We start from the raw sequence: 20,361 nt of genomic DNA, 5'->3' as shown, positions 1-20,361 counted from the left end.
TCTCGTCGCGGCGCCTAAGAAGAAGGAGCACGGTCCGCATGACGTCAGATTACCACCGCTCCGACATGCCCCGACCCGTCATGACACTCTGAGGACACCCGCACCAGCTGCGCATCGACCGACCGAGAGGCACCGCATGACCGTCGACACCGCCCGCTTCGCCACCCGCGCGGTCCATGCGGCGAGAAGCAGAGAGACGGCCGCCTCTCGGGCCACGCCGATCTACCTCACTGCGGGCTTCGAGTTCGACGACTTCGACCACGCGGCGGATCATTTCAGCACCGGTACCGGATTCGGGTACACCCGAACGGGGAACCCCACGGTGCGCGCGGTGGAGCGCCAGCTCGCCGCTCTCGAGTCGGGGGCGGACGCGGTTCTGGTCGCGAGCGGGCAGGCCGCCGTGGCGACGGCTCTGCTCACCGTCGCGGGTGCCGGCGATCACATCGTCTCCTCCACGCACATCTACGAAGGGACGAGGGGTCTCTTCCTCGACAACCTGGCCCGACTCGACATCGAGACCACGTTCATCGACGACATCTCCGACCCGGAGGCCTGGCGTGCCGCGATCCGCCCGAACACGCGGGCACTGTTCGCGGAGTCGCTCGCGAACGCCCGCAACGACGTTCTCGATGTGCGCGGCGTCAGCGACATCGGCGACGAGCACGCGATCCCGCTGATCGTCGACAACACGCTGGCGACGCCGGCGCTGCTGCGTCCGATCGAGCATGGTGCGGCCATCGTGGTGCACTCCGCTTCGAAGTTCCTCGCCGGGCACGGATCCGTCCTCGGCGGTGTGATCGTCGACGACGGCCGTTTCGACGCAGACCTCGCCGGCCACAATGCACCCCACCTGGTCCTTCCCGGTCGTGGTGACACGCCCAGCGTCTTCGCCCGCCACGGCGGACGCGCACGGATCGGGTACGCGCGAGAGTCCGTGGCCCCGCGATTCGGCGCTTCCCCCTCGCCTCTCAACGCCTTCCTGATCGGGCAGGGCGTGGAGACCCTGGGGCTGCGTGTGGAGAGGCAGTCACGGAATGCACTGCAGATCGCGCAGTGGCTGGAGCAGCACGCCGAAGTCGAGAGCGTGGACTACGTCGGGCTCCCCTCCCACCCGGATCACGAACTCGGGCGACGGTATCTCGATGGTGGCTCCGGCTCGATCTTCACGTTCACGTTGCGAGGAGGGCTTCCGGCGGCTCGAAGATTCGTCGAGCACGTGCAGGTCTTCACGCACATGACCCACATCGGCGACGTGCGCTCTCTGGTGCTGCACCCAGGAACGACGAGTCATGCCCAGCGCACCGAAGAGGAGCGCGAGGTCCTCGGCGTCCGTCCGGGAACTCTGCGACTCTCGATCGGCATCGAGGACGTGGACGATCTCATCTCCGACCTGTCCCACGTGCTGCAGCACGTGCGGGAGACGGTGGCATGAGCCGCCCACAGCACTTCGGCTGGTTCCTCGCGCGCGGCTTCGGGCCGCAGGGGTGGGGCTACCCCGCGCTCGATTGGGACTACGACTGGACGCGCCCCGACGTCTATCAGCACGCCGCACGCACGCTCGAACAGGCGGGGTTCGATCTCGTCATCATCGAGGATGCGCCGTCGCTGGGATCGCCCTCGACGATCGACCTGCGCGTGCGGCATGCGTTCGGCGGCCCCAAACACGACCCTCTTCTCCTCGCGCCCTACCTCTTCCAGGCCACCAGGCACCTCGGCGTGGTGCCCACCGTCAACCCGGCGGCCTACCTCCCGTACACCGCGGCGCGGCAGTTCGCGACGCTGCAGCACCTGAGCGGACACCGGCTGGGCCTCAACGTCGTCACCGACACGGGCAGCGCACGGCACTTCTCCGACGCGGCGCAGCTCGGTCACGACGAGGCATACGACCGGGCAGAGGAATGGCTCTCCGGTATCCGCGCCCTGTGGCGCAGCTGGGATGACGGCGCCTTGATCGCCGACCGTGAGACCGGTGTCTTCGCGGACGGCAGCCGGCTGCGGGCCACCGAGCATCGCGGCGAGTACTTCGCCTTCGACGGGCCGCTGAACGCCGTGCCCTTCACCGACGGGGATCCCGCGATCGTCTCACCCGGCGGTTCCGGCCGCGGGCTCGGCTTCGCAGGCGCCAACTCCGATGTGCAGCTCGCGCTCGCTCCGTTGCACGAGAAATCCGTGCGAGAGTATCGCGCCAAGGTGCACGATGCCGCGCTCGCGAAGGGAAGGCGACCCGAGGACATCAAGATCCTCTTCGCCATCCAGCCCGTGATCACGTCGTCGAGCGAGGAGGCCGATCGGATCGTCGCGGCGTCGGCGCAGCCCGACGATTCCGCCCTCGTCCAGATCGCGCGCAAGCAGTCGAGCGACCTCGAGACCGATCTGACCTCCCTCGACCTCGACGAGCCACTCGACATCTCCATCTTCGGAGCGCACGTCTCCCGTGGGAGCATCCAGCGTCTGGTCGGCGATCGCGACCAGGATGCCCCGTTGCGCGCTCACCTCACAGCCCTCGCCCGCACCGGCAGGATCACGGACCGTACGGGGTTCGTCGGGACCGCGCACGAGTTCGCCGATCTGATCGAGGAGCTCGGCGAATGGGGCAACGACGGCGTGCTGCTCTGGGGCGACTTCCATCCGGTGACCCTCCACCGCACGCTCGACGAGCTCGTCCCCGTCCTGCGTCGACGCGGCATCCTCCGGCGCGAGTACGCGGAGGGCGGCCTGCAGGCGAACCTCCACCAGTTCTGACCGATTCCGACCGAGCCTCACCAACCCCGCGAGCCGGGAACGCCCTTGAAGGGGCCGACGACCCACGAGGTGACCCAGCCGCCGTAGAACCCGCCCGGCTGCGGAGAAGCGACCTCGTCGCCGACGGTGCACTCATCCATCTGCCCCGCGTACACGGCGACCCGATCGGACAGGATCTCGAACCCGCGAGCCGGCTGCGGGTAGGTCCAGGCGGCTCCTGGGCGCACCGTGTCGCCGGCGCGCACATCGAAGTATCGTGCGGAGCCCTTGAACTCGCAGAACGACGAGCCGGCGGCGTCGACGAGAGCACCGGGGACGAAGTCCGCGATCGGAAGATAGTAGACCGGAGGATGACTCGTCTCCAGCACGCGGACGGCGTCCACCGTGTCGGCGATCAGCTGGCCGCCGAGCCGGATGGTGATGCGCACCACGACTGCCTCGACACGCGGTGGCCTCGGGTAGTCCCAGACGGATTCCTGCCCAGCGGCGGGGACGATGGGGCGCGGCGTGTGCATCTGCTCACCCTACGTCTGCTCGCGATATGTCGCGCGATGCCGTGCCACGTCATTCGACGGGGGTCGTGGTCCTCGCCGCCCGCTTCTCACGCGCGGAGGCGATGAGGCTCGCGACCGTGGCGATGGTCATCGACGCCAGGATCACGCCGAGCGAGACCATGTTGCTGATGTCGGGGACCCATTCCACGTGCTCCCCGCCGTTGATGAACGGCAGTTCGTTGACATGCAGGGCGTGCAGGATCAGCTTCACGCCGATGAAGCCGAGGATGACGGCGATGCCGTAGTGGAGGTAGCGCAGGCGATCGAGCAGATCGCCGAGCAGGAAGTACAGCTGACGCAGACCCATGAGCGCGAAGATGTTCGCCGAGAAGACGAGGAAGCCGTTCGTCGTGATCTCGAAGATCGCGGGGATCGAGTCGATCGCGAAGATCAGGTCGGTCACACCGATCGTGATGAAGACGATCACCATGGGCGTCCACATCCGCTTGCCGTCGACCGTCGTGCGGATCTTCGAGCCGTCATAGGTCTCGCTGATGTCGACTCGACGACGCAGCAGACGGACGATGAAGTTCTCGCGCTGCACCTCTCCCTCGTGGTCACCCTCCGGCATCGCCTGACGGATCGCGGTCCAGATGAGGAACGCGCCGAAGATGTAGAAGATCGGCGAGAAGTTCTCGACGATCGCGACACCGGCCAGGATGAAGAGCCCGCGCAGCACCAGCGCGATGATGATGCCGATCATGAGCACCTGCTGCTGCAGGCGCCGCGGTACGGCGAACTGCGCCATGATCAGCACGAACACGAACAGGTTGTCGATCGAGAGGCTGTACTCCAGTGCCCACCCGGTGATGAAATCGCCCGCGTTCTGCCAGCCGCCGACGTTGCCGAGGAGCACCGCGAACAGCAGCGCGAGGCCGACGTAGAACACGACCCAGAGGGTGGACTCCTTCGTCGACGGGATGTGCGGCCGAAGCCGGATGAGCAGCAGGTCACCGATCAGGATGATCGTGAGGACGACCATCGAGGTGATCTCGAACCAGACGGGGATTTCCAAGGGCGCACTGGACCTTTCGCGGAGGGGTCGGGAAGGAGTCGAAAGTCTCTCCCCCGCACGGATGTGCGTCGCGCGCCCGGAGCAACGATGACGGTGCTCGTGATGACGGACGCGTGTTTGCGGGATACTCCCTCTCGCCCGGGCAATGCTACCCGAGGCACGGGGCGAGCGGGAACGGGTTGCATTCGAATCTCATCCGCCCGCTCGGCATGGACCACCGATCTGAGACGATGGGGCGGCGATCGACACTCTCCTCGTGAGAGACACCGAACGGAACCAGGATGCCCCTGCACACAGATGATCAGAGATGGGCGGCGCAGGCCGCGGGCGGCGACGAGAGCGCCTTCCGCGAGCTGTACCGCGCTCACGTGCGACCCGTGTACTGGATCGCTCAGGGAATCCTCGCCTCGTCGGCGGATGCCGAGGACGTGACACAGGAGACGTTCGTCGTCGCCTGGCGGAAGCTGCCCGACCTCGAACTCCGGGGCGAGTCGATCCTTCCGTGGCTCGCCACGATCTGCCGGTTCCAGGCGGCGAATCGGCTCCGGCAGCGTCGGCGAGACCAGGCGCACACCGCCGAGGCCGTCGACGAGACACTGCTGGCGGACACGGTGAGCGTCGAGGAACAGGTCATCACCGCGGAGCTCGCGGCGCGGATCACCCGCGAGGTGGGCACGCTCAGCGAGTTGGATCGTGAGGTCTTCCGTCTGTGCGCCACGGAGGGATACGCCTACCAGGTCGCTGCGGATGAGCTCGGGGTGACGCACGCCGTCGTCCGGAACCGTCTCTCACGAGTGCGCACGCAGCTGCGAGGCGCCGTGACCGAAGCGAGGGACGCATGAACGACCAGACCACCAGCGGCGACCTGCCAGAGCTCTCGGACGAGACCATCGCCCGCATCGAAGATGCCGTGTTCACAGAGATCGCCGCAGAGCGGGCGCGGGCACCGCGCACCGCGAAAGAGACGCGGTCGCGGCGACGCGGCTGGCTCACGGCAGGCGGTATCGCTGCAGCCTTCGCTGTCGGAGTTCTCGTGACCCCGCCCATCCTCAGCGCGGTCGGCGGGGCGAGCTCCGTCACCGCCGACGGCGTCAGCATGTCCGAAGACTCCGCCACGGATGCCGCACCGTCGGGTCCCGAGCGGATCACGGGTCTGACCGCCGAGTCGGCACCGGACGGCGCTCTGAGCCCGGACGCGAGCGCGGGTGTGCTTCCCGGCGTTGCGGCGAACGACAGCGGTCGCGAGATCATCGCCACGGCGCAGGCGACCGTTCAGGTGAAGGACATCTCCGAAGCAGCAGCTGAGATCGCCGCTCTCGCCGAGGAGCACGGCGGCTACGTCGAGAGCACCGAGATCGGGAAGTCGGTCGCCGTCGACGGCTCGTCCGAGCCCGTTCCAGATCCCGCAGACTCGGCATACGGCTGGATCAGCATCCGAGTGCCATCCGCCGACCTCCCGAAGGCGATCGCCGCACTCGACGACACCGGCGAAGTACTCTCCTCTTCCACCTCGAAGCAGGATGTGACCTCCGTCGCGATCGACCTGCAGGCCAGGGTCGACTCCACCAAGGCGTCCGTCGAGCGGCTCACGCAGCTGATGGCGCAGTCGGGCAGCGTGTCCGAGCTGATCGAGGCCGAGGTGGCGCTCACCGACCGTCAGGCGCAGCTCGAATCGTACGAACAGCAACTCGCCGCGCTCGACGACCAGGTCGCCATGTCGTCGCTGCAGGTGCAGCTGACGAAGGCGACCGCACCGACGACTGCCGACCCTGCGGGCTTCGGGGACGGTCTGATGGCGGGATGGAACGGACTCGTCGTGTCGCTGAATGCTCTGGTGATCGCGGTCGGCTTCCTCCTCCCCTGGCTCGCGATCGCGGGCGCCGTCGTGCTGCTCGTCTGGCTCATCCGCCGCGCCCGGCGGCGCCGGCGTCGTCGCGACCAGCAGGTCCCGTCCCATCCCGAGGCCGCCGAAGGCAACTGATCGCCCGACGTGGAATGGGCCGGTTCTCCTGACGTGAGGAACCGGCCTGTTCCTTGATTTTCCGCGGTATACAAGAACCCTTGTGCGTTTGACGCCGTGAGCCTAGCGTCGTCTTCCGTGGAAGACATCTCCGTTATCACCGCTGTGCACCATCCGCTGCGCCGCCGCATCTACGACTATCTGCTCCTGTACGGAACGGCACAGGTCACGGCGATCGCCCGCGCGCTGGACAGTCAGGTCGGCAGCATCAGCCATCACCTTCGCATGCTGGAGCGCTCCGGCGTCGTCGAACGCGCCCCTGATCCCGACGGAGACAAGCGCACGAGCTGGTGGAGAGTGGCACGTCGGGGTCTCACCTGGTCGACAGACGATTACGCGGACTCGCCCGCCGATGCCCTCCTCGCCCGTGAGGCGCAGCGTCAGGGTATCCGTATGCAGATCGACCGGCTCCAGCGCTGGCATCGCCATCGTCATGACCCCGCATACGCCGAGTACGACGGATCCAACACGGAGACCACGGCGTGGGCCTCACCCGACGAGCTACGGGATCTCTCCGCGCGGCTCCTCGAGACGATCAGGGAGTGGCAGGACGGCATCGATCTCGACGACGGCCGACGCCGTGCTCCGGTCTTCGTGTTCGCGCACGCGTTCCCGACGGAGCCCTGATGTCCGCCGTCAGCGACCCGGAGGAGATCGTCGCCCCTCCCCCTTTCCGTCGCGATCGTCTCGTGCACGCCTGGATCGGAGTGAAGGCGCTGTCGGATGCCGGCGATGCGCTGTGGACCATCGCGCTCGCCTGGACGGCCGTCCAGGTGGCCTCCCCCGCTGTCGCCGGTCTGATCGTCGCTGCCGGTACCGTGCCGCGTGCCGTGATCCTGCTGTTCGGAGGGGTGATCGCCGACCGCGCCGACCCGCGCCGCATCATGCTCGTGTTCAACGTGCTGCGCGTGGGCGTGCTCGTCGCCGTGGCGCTGTGGGTGCTCGCCACCCCGCCCACCGTCTCGGTTCTGCTGTTCGCGGCGATCGCGTTCGGGGTGTGCGACGCGTTCTACGAGCCGTCCGCCGGGACGATCGCCCGTCAGCTCGTGCGAGCCGCCGACCTTCCCTCCTACGGCGCAGCAGCTCAGACGGCCTCGCGGCTGGGGACCATGGGAGGGGCGGCGATAGGCGGATTCATCGTGGCCCATGCCGGCCTTGCGGGAAGCGCGTCCGTGAACGCCCTGACCTTCACACTGGTCGTCGCCTTCATCGCGATCTGGCTCCGCCCGCGCTTCCGCCTCGCCAGAGCGGAGAAGGAGTCGGCACTGCGCGGGATCGCACGCGGGTTCGCGCACCTCGCCGAGAATCCCACGACCCGCACGCTCGTGATCGCCCTCTCCGGGCTCAATCTGGCGGTCGGCCCAGCGATCGGAATCGGACTCGCCCTCCGCGCCCATGCGGAGGGGTGGGGCGCGCAGGCCGTCGGACTCTTCGAAGCGCTGCTCGGGCTCGGTGCAGCGCTCGGCGCGATCTCCGTCGCGAAGTGGCGTCCGAGCCACGAGGCCCGCGGCGGGTTCCGAGCGCTGGTGCTTCAGGGCGCCGGGATCATCGCGCTCGGAATAGGGCCGGCGTGGAGCGTCGCTGTGGCGGCCTTCGTCATCGGCGCGACAGCTGGTTACGCATCGGTGCTGTTGAGCGCGACGTTCTCGGCCACCGTCGACACCGCCTACCTCGGCCGGATGAGTTCGCTCACGCGCCTCGGCGACGACTGTCTGATGCCGCTGGCGATGGCCGGATTCGGTGCTCTCGCGTCGTCGACGGCGCTCTGGGTGCCGTTCGCACTCTTCGGAGGAGCCATGATGGCGCTGATGATCCTGCCCCTGAGCAACCGTTCATTCCGGTCGCTGTCGTTGAGGCCCGCTGTATGAGCGACGACCACCCTGGGAAACGAGAAAGCCTCCGGCGAACCGGAGGCTTTCTCTGTTGTGTGACCCCAGCGGGATTCGAACCCGCGTTACCGCCGTGAGAGGGCAGCGTACTAGGCCGCTATACGATGGGGCCGTCTGGCGGAATGCTTCCGTTCCGCGACAACCGTTCAAGTATGCCACGGCGATTCTCACTGCGCCAAATCGACGCCTCCCCGTCACGAATCCCGGGCGTGGCGCACCGGATCCGTTTGCCGTGCGCGTTCCGAAGGAGTTGACTCTTCCCATGCGCGTCACCAAGTTCGAACATGCCGCCCTCCGTATCGATGCGAACGATGAGACCCTCCTGGTCGATCCCGGGTCGTTCACCGCTCCGCTGAACGACCTCACCGATCTGGTGGCCATCGTGATCACCCATGAGCACCCGGACCACTGGACATCCGAGCACTTCGACCGCCTCCTGCGCGACGCACCGGGGACGCCGATCTTCGCGCCGGCCGGTGTCGCCCGCGCCGCCGAGGGCTACGACATCACGGTCGTCAACCCCGGGGACTCGGTGGAAGTCGGCAGCTTCACACTGCGGTTCTTCGGCGGCACCCACGAGGTCATCCACTCCTCGCTTCCGACGGTCGAGAACGTCGGCGTGCTGATCAACGACGAGCTCTACTACCCCGGCGACTCGTACGCGGTCCCTGAGGGCGTCTCCGTCGGCACCCTCGCCGCTCCCCTCGGCGCACCCTGGCTGAAGATCGGCGAGGCCATGGACTATGTGCTGGCTGTCGCGCCGCGCCGGGCGTTCGGAACCCACGACATGACGCTTTCCGTGATCGGCAAGAACATGCATCGTCAGCGGCTGCAGTGGGCGACCGAACAGGGCGGCGGCGAGTTCTTCGTGCTGGAACCCGGCGACTCCCTCGACCTCTGAAACATGGTCGACTCCCCCGCCGCGGAGCTCACCCTGGACGAGCACGGCGTGAGACGGCTCGTTCGGACGGTGGCTCCCGAGCTCGGCGACCTCCCGCTGACGCGCTTCGCGGAGGGCTGGGACAACGTCACCTGGCGTCTCGGATCGGACCTCGCCGTGCGCATGCCCCGCCGGCTCAGGGCAGCGCCGCTCATCCGTCACGAGCAGCACGCACTCCCCCTCTTCGCGATGCATCTCGCAGCCGTGAACATCCACACGCCTCTACCGGTGTTCGCAGGCGCCCCGACGCCGGAGTTCCCCTGGCCCTGGTCGATCGTGCCCTGGCTGCCGGGGAGGCAGGCGCTCGGGCTCCCCCGCCGCGACAACACCTCGTGGGCCTCCGAACTCGCGACAGCCCTCCGCCTGCTCCACCGCGAAGCGCCCGCCGACGCACCCGTGAACCCTGTGCGCGGCGTCCCGCTGGTGGCACGCGACCAGAGCATCAGAGATCGACTCGCCGAACTGACCGCAGCGATCGCCACGCCTCTCGGAGAACTCTGGTCAGCGGGACTCGAGGCCGAGCCCGCCACGGAGCCGGTCTGGATCCACGGCGACCTGCATCCCGGAAACATCCTGATCGACGGCGACAGGCTGTCCGCCGTGATCGACTTCGGCGACGTGACCTCCGGCGACCCCGCCTACGACCTCGCAGCAGGATGGCTCGCCTTCGACGCCGAAGGTCGACATGTCTTCCGCCGAGCCACCGGCGGAAGGTACGACGACGCGACCTGGGTCAGGGCACGAGCCTGGGCTGCGGCCATGGCCGCGATCCTCTGCCACTCGAGCGATGATCGCGCGGATCTGCGCGCGCTCGGTCAGCAGACGGCCGCCGAACTGATCAGCTGACCGAAGCTGCACGCACACGGAGATCGCGCGCGAGATGGTCCCGCTGCTCCATCACGAGCCGCCGGAGGGCGGCAGGCGCTGCCGGATTCGCGGCCAGCCACGCATCCACCGGCTCCACCGACTCCGACGCGGGGAAGAGCCCGATGACCAGGCGCCGCGCGATCTCGATGCTGCGCTCTGACCAGGCTCGGCCGATCCGCACGAAATACTCGTCGTCGAACTCGGAGATGAGATCACGGCGTCCCCCCGCACGGAAGCCGCCGATCACCGCATCGAGATGATCATTGCTGAGCGAGAGGTCGTTCCACGCGGAGTCCCATGCGTCGCGCCGCACATCCGCGTCGGGCCGTGAGGCACGGGCGCGCCGTGCAGCCGTGCGTCCGTCGCCGGTGTCGTCCCGCTCCTGCTCCGCCGTCACGTCTTCGTCATCAGCCTGCCCCACGGTCACGAGCGCGGTGAGGAGCTGCCAGCGCAGGTCGGGGTCGATCACGAGCCCCTCCGGGACATTCCCCTCCAGCAGCGCGCGCACCTCTTCGTGACGACGATCGTCGAAAGCGGACGCGGTCGCGAACGCTCGGGCCCAGGAGAGCTGCGCGTCGCTGCCGGCATCGGCGGCCTCCAGTGCGCTCCACACCGTGTCGGTCCAGCGGCGCTGCTCCTCGTCGCGACTCGCGTCCGGCACGAAGTGACGGATCGTGTAGATCGCGTTCGGCAGCACGCCCGTCAACAGCCCGATGTTGGACTCGTCCGCCGCATGGCTGCGCACGATTCGGAGGTAGCGCAGCGCGTCGAGCTCGCCGTCGCGGGTCGCGTTCCACAGCGAGGACCACACGAGGGCACGTGCCAGCGGATCCTCGATCGCGGACAGGGACTCCTCGACCGTGCGGAGGGAGCGTGCGTCCAGACGCGCCTTCACATAAGTGAGGTCGTCGTCGTTGAGCAGCACCAGATCGGCGTCGGGCAGCTCGATCGCGGTGCGCTCACCGATCACGTCGAGCTCCTGCTGCTCGCGACGGAGCACACGACCGTCGAGACGTTCGTACATGCCGATGCGGAGCCGGTGGGGCCTCGGGTCGGTCTGCACCAGGACGGAGCGTCCCTCCTCGTCCGTCTCCGTCGACAGCGTCGACACTCCGGAGGTCTGCAGCCATGCCGCCGACCAGTCGCTCATGTCGCGGCCCGAGACCGCGCTCAGCTGCACCAGGAAGTCGTTCAGCGTCGTGTTGCCGAACGCGTTGGCGGCGAAGTACCGGCGGGCGCCCTCGAAGAATGCGTCATCGCCGACGAATGCCACGAGCTGCTTCAGAACAGCCGCACCCTTGGCGTAGGTGATCCCGTCGAAGTTCAGCTTCGCCGCCTCGAGATCGGTGATGTCCGCGACGATCGGGTGGGTCGTGGGCAGCTGATCCTGCTGATAGGCCCAGGCCTTCCGTCGCGCGGCGAACGTCACCCAGGCGTCCTGGTAGCGCGTCGCCACCGCCGACGCGTGCGCGCCCATGTAGTCGGCGAACGACTCCTTCAGCCAGAGGTCGTCCCACCAGGTCATGGTGACCAGGTCTCCGAACCACATGTGCGCCATCTCGTGCAGGATCGTGTTCGCCCGCGCAGCGCGCTGTGCATCCGTGGCCGCCCCGCGGGAGAGATACGCCTCCGTGAAGGTCACGAGACCCGGATTCTCCATCGCGCCCAGGTTGTACTCCGGCACGAAGATCTGGTCGTACTTACCCCACGGGTACGGGTAGGCGAACGCCTCCGTGAAGAAGTCCAGCCCTTGCCGGGTGACCTCGAGGATCTCGTCCGCGTCGAGGTGCGAGGCGAGCGAACGCCGGACGAGCACGCCGAGGGCGATGTGCTGCTCATCGCGCCGCCACTCGCCGTCGACGCGCGAGTACGGACCGGCAGCGACCGCTGTGATGTAGCTCGAGATCGGCAGAGTCGGGGCGAACTCCACACGCTGCACGCCGACACCCAGGTCGGTGTGCGCAGGCGACTGATTCGAGAGCACCTGCCACCCGGTGGGAGCGTCCACGACGAACGTGTACTCGGCCTTCATGTCCGGCTGCTCGAAGCATGCCATCACCCTGCGCGCGTCCGCCGGCTCGTACTGCGTGTAGAGATAGGTCTCGTCGTCCACAGGGTCATGGAAACGGTGCAGTCCCTCACCGGATCGGCTGTACGCCGCGACCGCCTCGACCCGCACGACGTTGGCGGCCGCGAGACCGGAGAGCGAGATGCGCGCGCCGTCGTAGACGACCTCCTGATCGACGCCGTTCATCGAGACACTCCGGACCTCTTCGCCGATGAAGTCGAGCCAAGTGCTCTCCCCCGTCGCATCGAACTCGAGGGTCGTCACCGTCGGGAACCCGGTACGGGCGCGCTCCGGCGCACCGGTCAGGTCGAGCTCGACGCGGATGCGATGCACGGTGACGGCGGCGGATCGCGCGGCCGTCTCCTCGCGGGTGAGGTTGGCTGTGTCCATGCATCCATCCTGTCACCCGGATGCCCGACGGATCGTCCTCACGCTCACGTCGGTCGGAGCCGGTGTCCGATCGCCGAGTACACCTGTGCGGACGCGTGCGACCGGGCCGCTGCTGCGTCGTCGTCGTGACGTGCGAACGCGATGCGCGACAGGATCGCGTCGCTGCGTGCGACTTCGGCGCGATCTCCGGTCGCCTCCGCGACGCTCCGCGCCTCTTCTGCGTGCCGCTCGGCCTCGGCGAGGAGATGCGGGGACGCGGAGTCGCTCGCCGCAGCGAGGACCAGGATCTCGGCGAGCGAATTCGCAGCCTCGGTGGCGATCAAGGGCGACCCCGCGCGCTCCGACTCCCGGAGGATCCGCTGCGCCGTCGTCCGCGCGCGGTCGGACTGGCCGTTCCGCCCGTCGATCCGGGCGCCGAGGAGTTCGAGATCGGCCGATGTCGCGAACTCTCCTGCGGACTGCAGGGCGCCCATCGCGTCGGCGCACAGTGCACGGGCCCGCAGGTCGTCACCCCGTGCTTCCGCGATGAGCGCACGCGTCCGGCGGACGAACGGCAGCGGTTCACCGTTCGATTCGTCCATCAACTCCTGCAGTTCCTCGTCCGCAGCATCGAGGTGTCCGATCGCGAGGAACAGCAGCGGGCGATTGCCGCGCACGACAGCCACGTTCAGCTCGTCCCCCTCCGCCTTCGCCATGCTCAGCGCAGCGGTGTAGCCCTGCAGCGCCTCCGGGTAGCGGGCGAGGATGCGAAGGGTGTCCGCATGGTTGCCGGTTGCCCGCCCTTCGACGACCCTGTCCCCCGCGTCGCGCGCGTGTGCGATCGCCCGTTCATAGGAGACCAGCGCCTGCTCGAGATGACTCATCCAGCGCTGCACGTTGCCGATCTGGTTCCAGGTGCGGGCGAGAGCCGCGCCCGAAGCGATACGACGCACGCGGTGCAGGATGATGAGCGCTTCGTCCAGCCGCCCGAGCTTCTCCGCGCAGTGCGCCACGCCGAGAGCGATGTCGGGCACCAGGTCGAGGCCGTCTCCGCGGGCTGCCAGATCGTGCAGCTGCAGCGATTCGCTCCAGAGCGACCAGCGGGACAGCACCGGGTGCGATGTGATCGCCAGCCGTTCCACTTCGGAATCGAGACCGTGCTCGCGAGCCGCCGACGCCACCGCGAGCACCGTCCCCACCTCACGCGCGGCGAAGTCGGGATCCTCTTCCATCCGGACCAGCACGGCGGACGCGGAGTCGCGGACGAAGTCCCTGCGGACGGATGACGGGCGGAGGGAGCGCGACCGCTCTGCGGCGAAGGAGAACACCGTGTCGTGCATCCGCACCCGTCCCTGGCGCAGCTCCACGAGGTGCCGGGCATGCAGACGGTGCAGATCGCGTGCGGCGGCGGGGCCTCCGGCTGCGATGAGCACACCTTCCTCCACCTCTCGGTCGAGCAGCGCGGCGTTCGCGAGGAGATCGGCTTCGCCCGTCGGCAGGGATCGTGTCGCCGCCTCCAGAACAGGTCGGATGCGCACGTCGCGTGGCTCATGCTCGAACCGCGATGCCAGGTCCGCGAACGACCACCCCTCGTGTTCACGGATGATCCCGGCGAGCATCACCAGATCGAGCGGCAGGCCACCCGCCACGGTGACGATGCGCCGCAACGCCGCCGCACGCTCATTGCTCCCTCTGATCACGGTCGAGGAGGCCCCGTCGAGGGAGAGGAGGTGATCGAGCAGGCGCTCGGCTTCTGCGTGCGACATCGGCGGGACGACGACCCTCTCCACGCGCAGAGCCGTCGGGGACAGACGCTCCTCGAGGCCCCCGAGGTCGACGCGCGCCGTCACGATGAACCGCACACCGGGAACCAGCAGCGCAGCCAACCGCACCGGGTCACCCGCGTCCTCGATGACGACCGTCAACTCGCGCGCGCTGATCCGCAGCTGCTCACGAAGACGCGGCAGCTCGTAGGGAAGGGAGCGGACTCCGAGAGCCCCCAGCATCCGCCGCAGGACGTCGATCGGATCCGCCGGAGGGCGTTCGGTGTCGGATTCGCGCAAGTGCACGGTGAGCACCGGCGAACGGCCGGCCAGCGCCGAGGCGAGAGTGGTCTTCCCCGCCCCCGGCAGACCGGTGAGAACCAGCACGTCGGCATCGGGAAGAGCGGTCAGCAGCTCTTCGCGTCCGATCTCCGCGCCCGCGGGATCCCGGATTCCGAGTGCCACCTCGACGTGCACCCCCGATCGCGCACCGTTGAGAAGCCGCGCGGTCTCCCGCCACCGCGCAGCCTCCTCGTCGTCGCCCCCGAGCACGCGGACGATATCGCCCACCAGACGATGGTCCACGCGTCGCCGTCCCGGACGGAAGCAGTCGTAGACGGTCACCTTCGGCGGTTCGGCACCGTGACGCACCCCGCCGATCCGACGGGCGATCTCGGCATACGACGGCGAGCCCGCGTCCACACGCATCCGCCCGAGGCCCAGGCAGAGCTCGTCGAGGGTGCGGGGCACGGGCATGAGTCGAGCCTAGGACACGCGGTCGGCGGGTTCGGCGCCGTGCGTTCGGGCTCGTTCGGACTCCGACGGGCCCGCCCAGCGCACACCTAGGCTCTCTCGACGGAGAGGCCACCCGACCTCCCGGAAGAGGAGAGAATCCCCATGACGACACGTGCAGAGATCGCGGCCAAGCTCGACGACTTCTCGTACCAGAAGCTGAATTTCGGCGGGTTCCTGATGAACAAGCGCGCCAAGAACTCGCATGCCCTGTGGACCCGCACCGCCGACAAGGGCGTCACCGAGCTGGCGCTGCTCGCCACAAGGGACTTCGGCGAGGGGAACGTCTACGACGTCGCCGCCTTCACGCTCGAAGGGGCCATCCCGACCGAGGTCCTCGACGAGCTGAAGCAGCAGGCCGAGGCGCTCGTCGACCGCGTCAATCTGCGTGCACACGGATACGTGTACACCTGCCTGGAGCCGTGGGACGGCGGCGGCACCATCTGGATCTCCAAGAAGCCCGAGTTCCGCGAGCTCAGCCGCCTCGATCAGGGCATCCACGTCGTGCCGATCCAGCGGCTCACCGGTCCGGGCGAGCCCCGGTGGCTCGCCTGGGCGCGCGAGGGCGGACAGCTGAACATCGCCATCGTGTACAAGCCCTGACGTGGCACCCTTCTCGGCCGGTCGGGCCGCCCCACTCGCGACGGCTCGCGGATGGGGCAGCCTGACACTGGTCGCGTCGTCGGTCGCAACGCTCGTCATCGCCGGAGCCCTGGCCTTCTATCTCCTGCCGGTCGGATTCGCGCTGTCCGGGACGACGCTCGTGTACGCCCAGGTCGCGACGATGCTGCTCGGCGCCGCACTCGTCGCGTGGTCGACGATGTCCATCAGTCGGCATCGTCGACGGCGCACCGCCCTCGCCGAGATCGCCGCGGCTTTGGGCTGGCGGTATCGCGCTGACATCGGCGACCACCCGTGGGGCGGCTCCATCGACGAGCAGGTCGATCGCGGCGACCGCACCGCGCAGGACCACCTGGACGCCCGACACAGCGCCGTCCCCTTCGACAGCGTCGAACGCACCTTCGTGGTCGGCGATGGAGAGGGCGCGACGATGCACACCGTGCGCGCTGTCCGCATCCCGCTGCCGTCCGAGGCTCCGAGGATCATGCTCCGGTCGCGGCGCGGTGGCGGGGCGCTCAGCGTGCTCCCTCGGCGTCCGACCGGCCGAACCCGCATCCGGCTCGAGGGGGACTTCAGCGACGTGTTCGACGTATCAGTGCCGCCGGGATACGAGACGGACGCGCTCTATGTGCTCACCCCCGACCTCATGGCGATCCTCGTCGACGAGAGCGCCGACCTCGACCTGGAGATCGTGGACAGCACGTTGCATGTCTACTTCCCCGCCGTCGATCTGACCGATGGGGAGGAACTGCGGCGCTTCCTCACCGTGATCGCGGCGCTTCACGATCGCGTCGGGCGACGAACCCTGCTGTACCGCGACGAGGCCGCGACGCCTCTCGATCCGGGGACCTACCGGCGTGACGGCGACACGCTCGCCGGTCGCGCACGCCACGTCGACACGCGTACCCGGTGGTGGCCCGTGATCGCAGCCGTGGCCACGCCCCTCGTGCCGATGCTCATCGCCGTCGTCTGGCTCCGGATCGCCGGGTGACCTTCCTCGAGATCTCCGGACCACCGAGGAGTCTCCTGATGGCGGTCTCAGGCGTCACGGAGAGGTCGAGCGTCCGTCCGCGTCCGTATTGGCTGAAGACCCGAGGATCGATGTAGCTCGCTCGTGCCACCGCGGTCGTGTTGCCGAGCGCCGTCGCCGCCGCCTGCACGGCAAGGCGCTCTGCCTGACTCCGGTGGTTCCGGCTGTCGAGCTCGCCGATCCGGGCGAGGGCGTCCGCGGCGATGATCGTGCCGTGCAGCGTGCGGAAGTCCTTCGCCGTGAAGGACTCCCCCGTGACCTCCCGGAGATAGGCGTTGACCTCTGCGGGCGTGAGACGCACGCGACGCCGGCCTCGGCGGTACGCGAGCAGGAAAGCGCCCGACTTGCCCGCGGCGAAGTCGGTCAGGGCATCGGCCAGGGATTCATCCGTGATCTCGATCGACGCCGTGCGGCCGCTCTTGGCGGGGAACGACAATGCGACATCACTCCCCGCCACACGCACATCTCGTCGTCGCAGTGTCGTGAGACCGCGGCTGCCGTGTCGCACCAGGTAACGCTCCGACCCGATACGGAGGGCTGCGTCGTCGAGAAGGCGGAAGGCGATGGCGAGGGCGCGCTCCTTCGTCTGCCCCTCCTGGGCCAACGCCCGGGTCACCTGCGCTCTCGCGCGCGGCAGCGCGGCGGCCAGATCGAGGGCGCGCACGAACTTCTTGCGATCTCGGCTCACCCGCCACAGGGGGTGGTACAGGTACTGCTTGCGGTCGGCGCCGTCCACGCCCACCGCCTGAATGTGAGCGAGCGGGTCCGCGGCGATCCACACATCCCGCCATGCGGGTGGGATGACGAGGTCGTTGATCCGCTCGCGATCGGCCTCGGGCGCCGTGTTCCCTGCCGGATCGACGTACCGGAACCCCGATCCCGATCGCACGCGCCGGAACCCCGGATCCTGCCCCGGGACAACTCGGATGAGTTTCGCCATCGTGAGCCCTTCCTCGACTGCCTGCGCTCGAGGATGCCCCGTGGCACGGATCCGTGGAAGGGAGTGGCGCTGTACCCGGCCCCCGTGCTATTCGCTCCCGGCTTCCGCGCGCGGCGCCGCGAAGGCGCTGCGCATGTGGTCGCTGGTGAGGAAGTCGGCGATGCCGATCATGATCAGGCTGAAGACGATCTGCTCCGACACCATCCAGAGCGGGTAGAGCCCGGGGATCGCCGCCATGACGAGCGTGATGACGGGGAAGATCTGCGCGAACAGACGAAGGCGCTGATACGCCCACCGCCAGCCACGCTGTGCACGCCAGGCGAAGTAGAACAGCGTCGCCGTCATCGCGAGCACCACGAGCGTGCGCATCCAGACGGCGAACGAGACCGACTCGCCGTCGACCGCGAGCACCAGCGCGACGACGACGGCCCCGACGCCGATGACGAGCTCGACGATGAGGAGCCAGATGATCCAGGTGAACGCACGCACCGTCTTGGGATGCGTGCGGTCGGTCTCGCTGATGGCGATGCCGGCCTGCCGCCCACCGGCGATCCGATCCAGTCGGAGGAAGAGGGACTCCAGAGCCATCCTCGGAGCCTATTGGGTCGGGAGCCGGTCCGCCTCGTCCGTTCGATGGATGCCGGTGACGCCGTTGGCGGTCGGGGAGACGACCCGCTCGAGGACGATCGCCAGCACTCCGACGGCGAGACTGCCCGCGATCATGACGCCGATGAATCCGGCATCGAGTCCTCCTCCGAGCATCACACCCGCGACGAGCGGCCCGAGGATCGCCCCTCCCTGGAACGCGGCCGAGTTGATGGCGTTGTACCGACCACGCGTGCGATCGGTAGCCAGATCGTTGTAGATCGCGGGAACCGTCGGCTGGAGCATCGTCTCGCCGAAGGCGAAGACACCCATGTAGGCGATCACGCCGATCGCCGAGGCGAGGGTGCCAGGCAGGAATCCGGTCGCCCCGAGGAGCACCCATGACAGCGCCCAGATGAGTGCCATCACCTGCATCACCCGCGTACGACGCTTGCCGGAGATGAGTCTGAGGACGGCGAACTGCAGCAGCACGATCACCGCGGTGTTGACGGCGCACGAGATGCCGACCACCTGCGTCGAGACCTCCGACACCTGTCGGGCGAAGGCAGGGAAGCCCGCCTCCATCTGCCCGTAGCCGATGAACACCGAGAGGAACGTGAGCAGCGTCAGCCAGAGCACGGCGGGGCGACGCAGGATCTCACGATATCCACCGGCGGGCGGTGCGTCTTCTTCGGCCTCATGCTGAGTGCGCACACGTCGGAGCGGGCCCAGGAGCAGGGCGAGGGGAACGAGGCTGCTCGCGGCGTCGACGAGGAAGATCGTGGTGAACGTCGCGGGGTCGCTGACGTCGACGAAGAAGCCTCCGATCACTCCGCCGGCCCCGATGCCGAGGTTGACGAGAGCGAAGTTGACGCCGAAGTACTGCTGGCGCACCTCGCCTTCCACCACCGACGCGATCAGCGCGTTGAAGCCCGGCCACGACACACCGAAGTTCACGCCGATCAGCATGACGGCGATCGCGGCGACGACAGGGTGCGTGGCGAATGCCAGAAGCGCGCACCCCACGATCATCGACAGCAGCCCGACGATCAGCACCCGGCGTGCACCGAACCGATCGATCAGTGTTCCTCCCGGGCCCGTCACCACGAGTCCGGTGATCGCGATGAGGCTCATGAGGGCGCCGGAGACCCCGAGGTCGAACCCACGGACCTCGTGGAAGTAGATGATCGTGAACGGGAGCGTCATGCCGCGTCCGAGTGTCTGGATCGCGACCGTCGACAGCAGCCAGCGCCCCTCCGTTGGCAGGGCGTTCCAGAAGCTCCTCATACCGATCACCTCGACATTCTTCCGGATGCCGGGGACATCGCGATCCACGAGCGGATTGTCCGCCGAGCGTGGTTTCTGCCATCATCGCCAGCATGGCGCTGTCTCTCGACGAATTCCGCACCTCGCTGCAGGACCCCGGTGCCCGGCCGGGCCTTGGCCTCCCCCTCACGGATGCGGAGGCGCAGCAGGTGGCCGCCGACGCGCAGGCGACCCTGAGCTGGTACGAGTACTGGCTGGCCGTGACAGCGCAGGCCGCGCCGCTCGGCACCCACGACTTGGTGCACGCCGCCGCCTTCGCTGCCGCTCCCCCGGCCTATGGCGGCACTCCGCCTGCCGCGGGACCGCATGTCACGCCAGGCGTCGGGCCGGAGAAGAAGAGCCGGGTCGGGCTCTGGGTGACGCTGTCGGTGATCGGCGCACTCCTGCTCATCGCCCTCATCGTCGTGGTCGTCGCCCTCACCACCGCCCGGCACTGGACGAAGGTGGATTCGCCGGAGAAGCCCGAGACCTTCCACAGCGAGGAGTACGAGACCGGCCTCTACCTCGTGGCCGACGACGGTGTGAGCCCGTGCGCCGTCGATCAGGACTGGACCGACTGCATCAACGCGATGGAGGCCCAGTACGCCGGAGCCTGCGCCGGGGTCGAGCTGGTCCCCGCCGCGGCTACCCTCTGCGGACAGCATCGTGCCGAGATCGACCGTATGCGCGCCGAGGACTCGGAGGGATCGGTCGTGGCCTCGCTCGGCGACTTCGGGCACCTCACGCGCACCCCGGAGATCGCGACGCGGCAGGTGTCCAACAACGACTACGAGGCGGCTGTCACCCACGAAGCCGTGTGCTACCTCGGCTTCCTCGGCCAGTGCGAGTAGGCAGGCGGAC

General features: G+C 68.4%; 18 protein-coding genes and 1 tRNA gene. 11 read left to right on the top strand and 8 right to left on the bottom strand.

The window, feature by feature from the left end:
• The first annotated feature begins 136 nt into the window (after window positions 1–136).
• A complete protein-coding gene (locus tag AX744_RS14530; protein WP_058630586.1) occupies window positions 137–1,432 on the top strand; it encodes an O-acetylhomoserine aminocarboxypropyltransferase/cysteine synthase family protein in 1,296 nt (431 codons plus the stop codon).
• Window positions 1,429–2,742, top strand: coding sequence for an LLM class flavin-dependent oxidoreductase (locus tag AX744_RS14525; RefSeq protein ID WP_061017627.1), 1,314 nt, complete (start codon window positions 1,429–1,431; stop codon window positions 2,740–2,742). Before AX744_RS14530 ends, AX744_RS14525 begins: the two co-directional genes overlap by 4 nt.
• 17 nt (window positions 2,743–2,759) lie before the next feature.
• Here the strand turns inward: AX744_RS14525 and AX744_RS14520 are convergent, their stop codons facing one another.
• Both AX744_RS14520 and AX744_RS14515 read right to left on the bottom strand, forming a co-directional pair.
• Window positions 2,760–3,257, bottom strand: coding sequence for a DUF427 domain-containing protein (locus AX744_RS14520; RefSeq protein WP_061017625.1), 498 nt, complete (start codon window positions 3,255–3,257; stop codon window positions 2,760–2,762).
• 49 nt (window positions 3,258–3,306) lie between these two features.
• A complete protein-coding gene (locus tag AX744_RS14515; RefSeq protein ID WP_046748436.1) occupies window positions 3,307–4,311 on the bottom strand; it encodes a TerC/Alx family metal homeostasis membrane protein in 1,005 nt (334 codons plus the stop codon).
• Between the two features lie 281 nt (window positions 4,312–4,592).
• Between AX744_RS14515 and AX744_RS14510 the strand changes: the two genes are divergently transcribed.
• The 4 genes from AX744_RS14510 (at window position 4,593) to AX744_RS14495 (ending at window position 8,199) form a co-directional block, all read left to right on the top strand.
• Window positions 4,593–5,153: an RNA polymerase sigma factor gene (locus AX744_RS14510; RefSeq protein ID WP_058630584.1), complete on the top strand. Its 561-nt coding sequence runs from the start codon at window positions 4,593–4,595 to the stop codon at window positions 5,151–5,153.
• On the top strand, window positions 5,150–6,292 hold the full coding sequence (locus AX744_RS14505) for a DUF4349 domain-containing protein (RefSeq protein ID WP_061017623.1): 1,143 nt from the start codon (window positions 5,150–5,152) through the stop codon (window positions 6,290–6,292). The genes AX744_RS14510 and AX744_RS14505 overlap by 4 nt, the downstream gene beginning before the upstream one ends.
• Window positions 6,293–6,409: 117 nt before the next feature.
• Window positions 6,410–6,958, top strand: coding sequence for a helix-turn-helix domain-containing protein (locus tag AX744_RS14500; protein WP_058630582.1), 549 nt, complete (start codon window positions 6,410–6,412; stop codon window positions 6,956–6,958).
• Window positions 6,958–8,199, top strand: coding sequence for an MFS transporter (locus AX744_RS14495; protein WP_058630581.1), 1,242 nt, complete (start codon window positions 6,958–6,960; stop codon window positions 8,197–8,199). The genes AX744_RS14500 and AX744_RS14495 overlap by 1 nt, the downstream gene beginning before the upstream one ends.
• A gap of 60 nt (window positions 8,200–8,259) precedes the next feature.
• Here the strand turns inward: AX744_RS14495 and AX744_RS14490 are convergent.
• Window positions 8,260–8,332, bottom strand: a tRNA-Glu gene (locus AX744_RS14490).
• Between the two features lie 150 nt (window positions 8,333–8,482).
• Between AX744_RS14490 and AX744_RS14485 the strand changes: the two genes are divergently transcribed.
• Entirely contained in the window at window positions 8,483–9,121 is a 639-nt protein-coding gene (locus AX744_RS14485; protein WP_061017622.1) for an MBL fold metallo-hydrolase, read from the top strand.
• A gap of 3 nt (window positions 9,122–9,124) precedes the next feature.
• Entirely contained in the window at window positions 9,125–10,006 is an 882-nt protein-coding gene (locus AX744_RS14480; protein WP_061017621.1) for an aminoglycoside phosphotransferase family protein, read from the top strand.
• Here AX744_RS14480 and pepN read toward each other — a convergent pair.
• Window positions 9,999–12,485 (bottom strand): aminopeptidase N, encoded by a 2,487-nt coding sequence (gene pepN, locus AX744_RS14475; protein WP_061017619.1) that lies wholly within the window; start codon window positions 12,483–12,485, stop codon window positions 9,999–10,001. The two genes, AX744_RS14480 and pepN, sit on opposite strands and share 8 nt — an antisense overlap.
• Window positions 12,486–12,529: 44 nt before the next feature.
• The gene (locus tag AX744_RS14470) at window positions 12,530–14,983 is read right to left on the bottom strand and encodes a hypothetical protein (protein ID WP_061017617.1); all 2,454 of its coding nucleotides are present in this window, start codon (window positions 14,981–14,983) and stop codon (window positions 12,530–12,532) included.
• Between the two features lie 141 nt (window positions 14,984–15,124).
• On the opposite strand from AX744_RS14470, the gene AX744_RS14465 reads away from it, so the two are divergent.
• A complete protein-coding gene (locus AX744_RS14465) occupies window positions 15,125–15,622 on the top strand; it encodes a hypothetical protein (protein ID WP_058630576.1) in 498 nt (165 codons plus the stop codon).
• Window position 15,623: 1 nt separating this feature from the next.
• On the top strand, window positions 15,624–16,631 hold the full coding sequence (locus AX744_RS14460; RefSeq protein ID WP_230977881.1) for a DUF3137 domain-containing protein: 1,008 nt from the start codon (window positions 15,624–15,626) through the stop codon (window positions 16,629–16,631).
• Here the strand turns inward: AX744_RS14460 and AX744_RS14455 are convergent.
• The 3 genes from AX744_RS14455 to AX744_RS14445 all read right to left on the bottom strand — a co-directional run bounded on the left by AX744_RS14455 (window position 16,597) and on the right by AX744_RS14445 (window position 19,530).
• Complete coding sequence (locus AX744_RS14455) at window positions 16,597–17,610, bottom strand: DNA topoisomerase IB (RefSeq protein ID WP_061017615.1); 1,014 nt, start codon at window positions 17,608–17,610, stop codon at window positions 16,597–16,599. The two genes, AX744_RS14460 and AX744_RS14455, sit on opposite strands and share 35 nt — an antisense overlap.
• Before the next feature lie 87 nt (window positions 17,611–17,697).
• On the bottom strand, window positions 17,698–18,198 hold the full coding sequence (locus AX744_RS14450) for a hypothetical protein (protein ID WP_061017614.1): 501 nt from the start codon (window positions 18,196–18,198) through the stop codon (window positions 17,698–17,700).
• A gap of 9 nt (window positions 18,199–18,207) precedes the next feature.
• The gene (locus tag AX744_RS14445) at window positions 18,208–19,530 is read right to left on the bottom strand and encodes an MFS transporter (RefSeq protein ID WP_231728827.1); all 1,323 of its coding nucleotides are present in this window, start codon (window positions 19,528–19,530) and stop codon (window positions 18,208–18,210) included.
• Window positions 19,531–19,574: 44 nt separating this feature from the next.
• On the opposite strand from AX744_RS14445, the gene AX744_RS14440 reads away from it, so the two are divergent.
• On the top strand, window positions 19,575–20,351 hold the full coding sequence (locus AX744_RS14440) for a hypothetical protein (RefSeq protein WP_157543619.1): 777 nt from the start codon (window positions 19,575–19,577) through the stop codon (window positions 20,349–20,351).
• Window positions 20,352–20,361 lie beyond the last annotated feature (10 nt).

Source organism: Microbacterium sp. CCH5-D1 (genome assembly GCF_001557335.1).
Taxonomy (GTDB): Bacteria; Actinomycetota; Actinomycetes; order Actinomycetales; family Microbacteriaceae; genus Microbacterium; species Microbacterium oxydans.
Note: the sequence above shows the minus strand (reverse complement) of the source record. Positions and strands in the feature narration are given on the sequence as shown.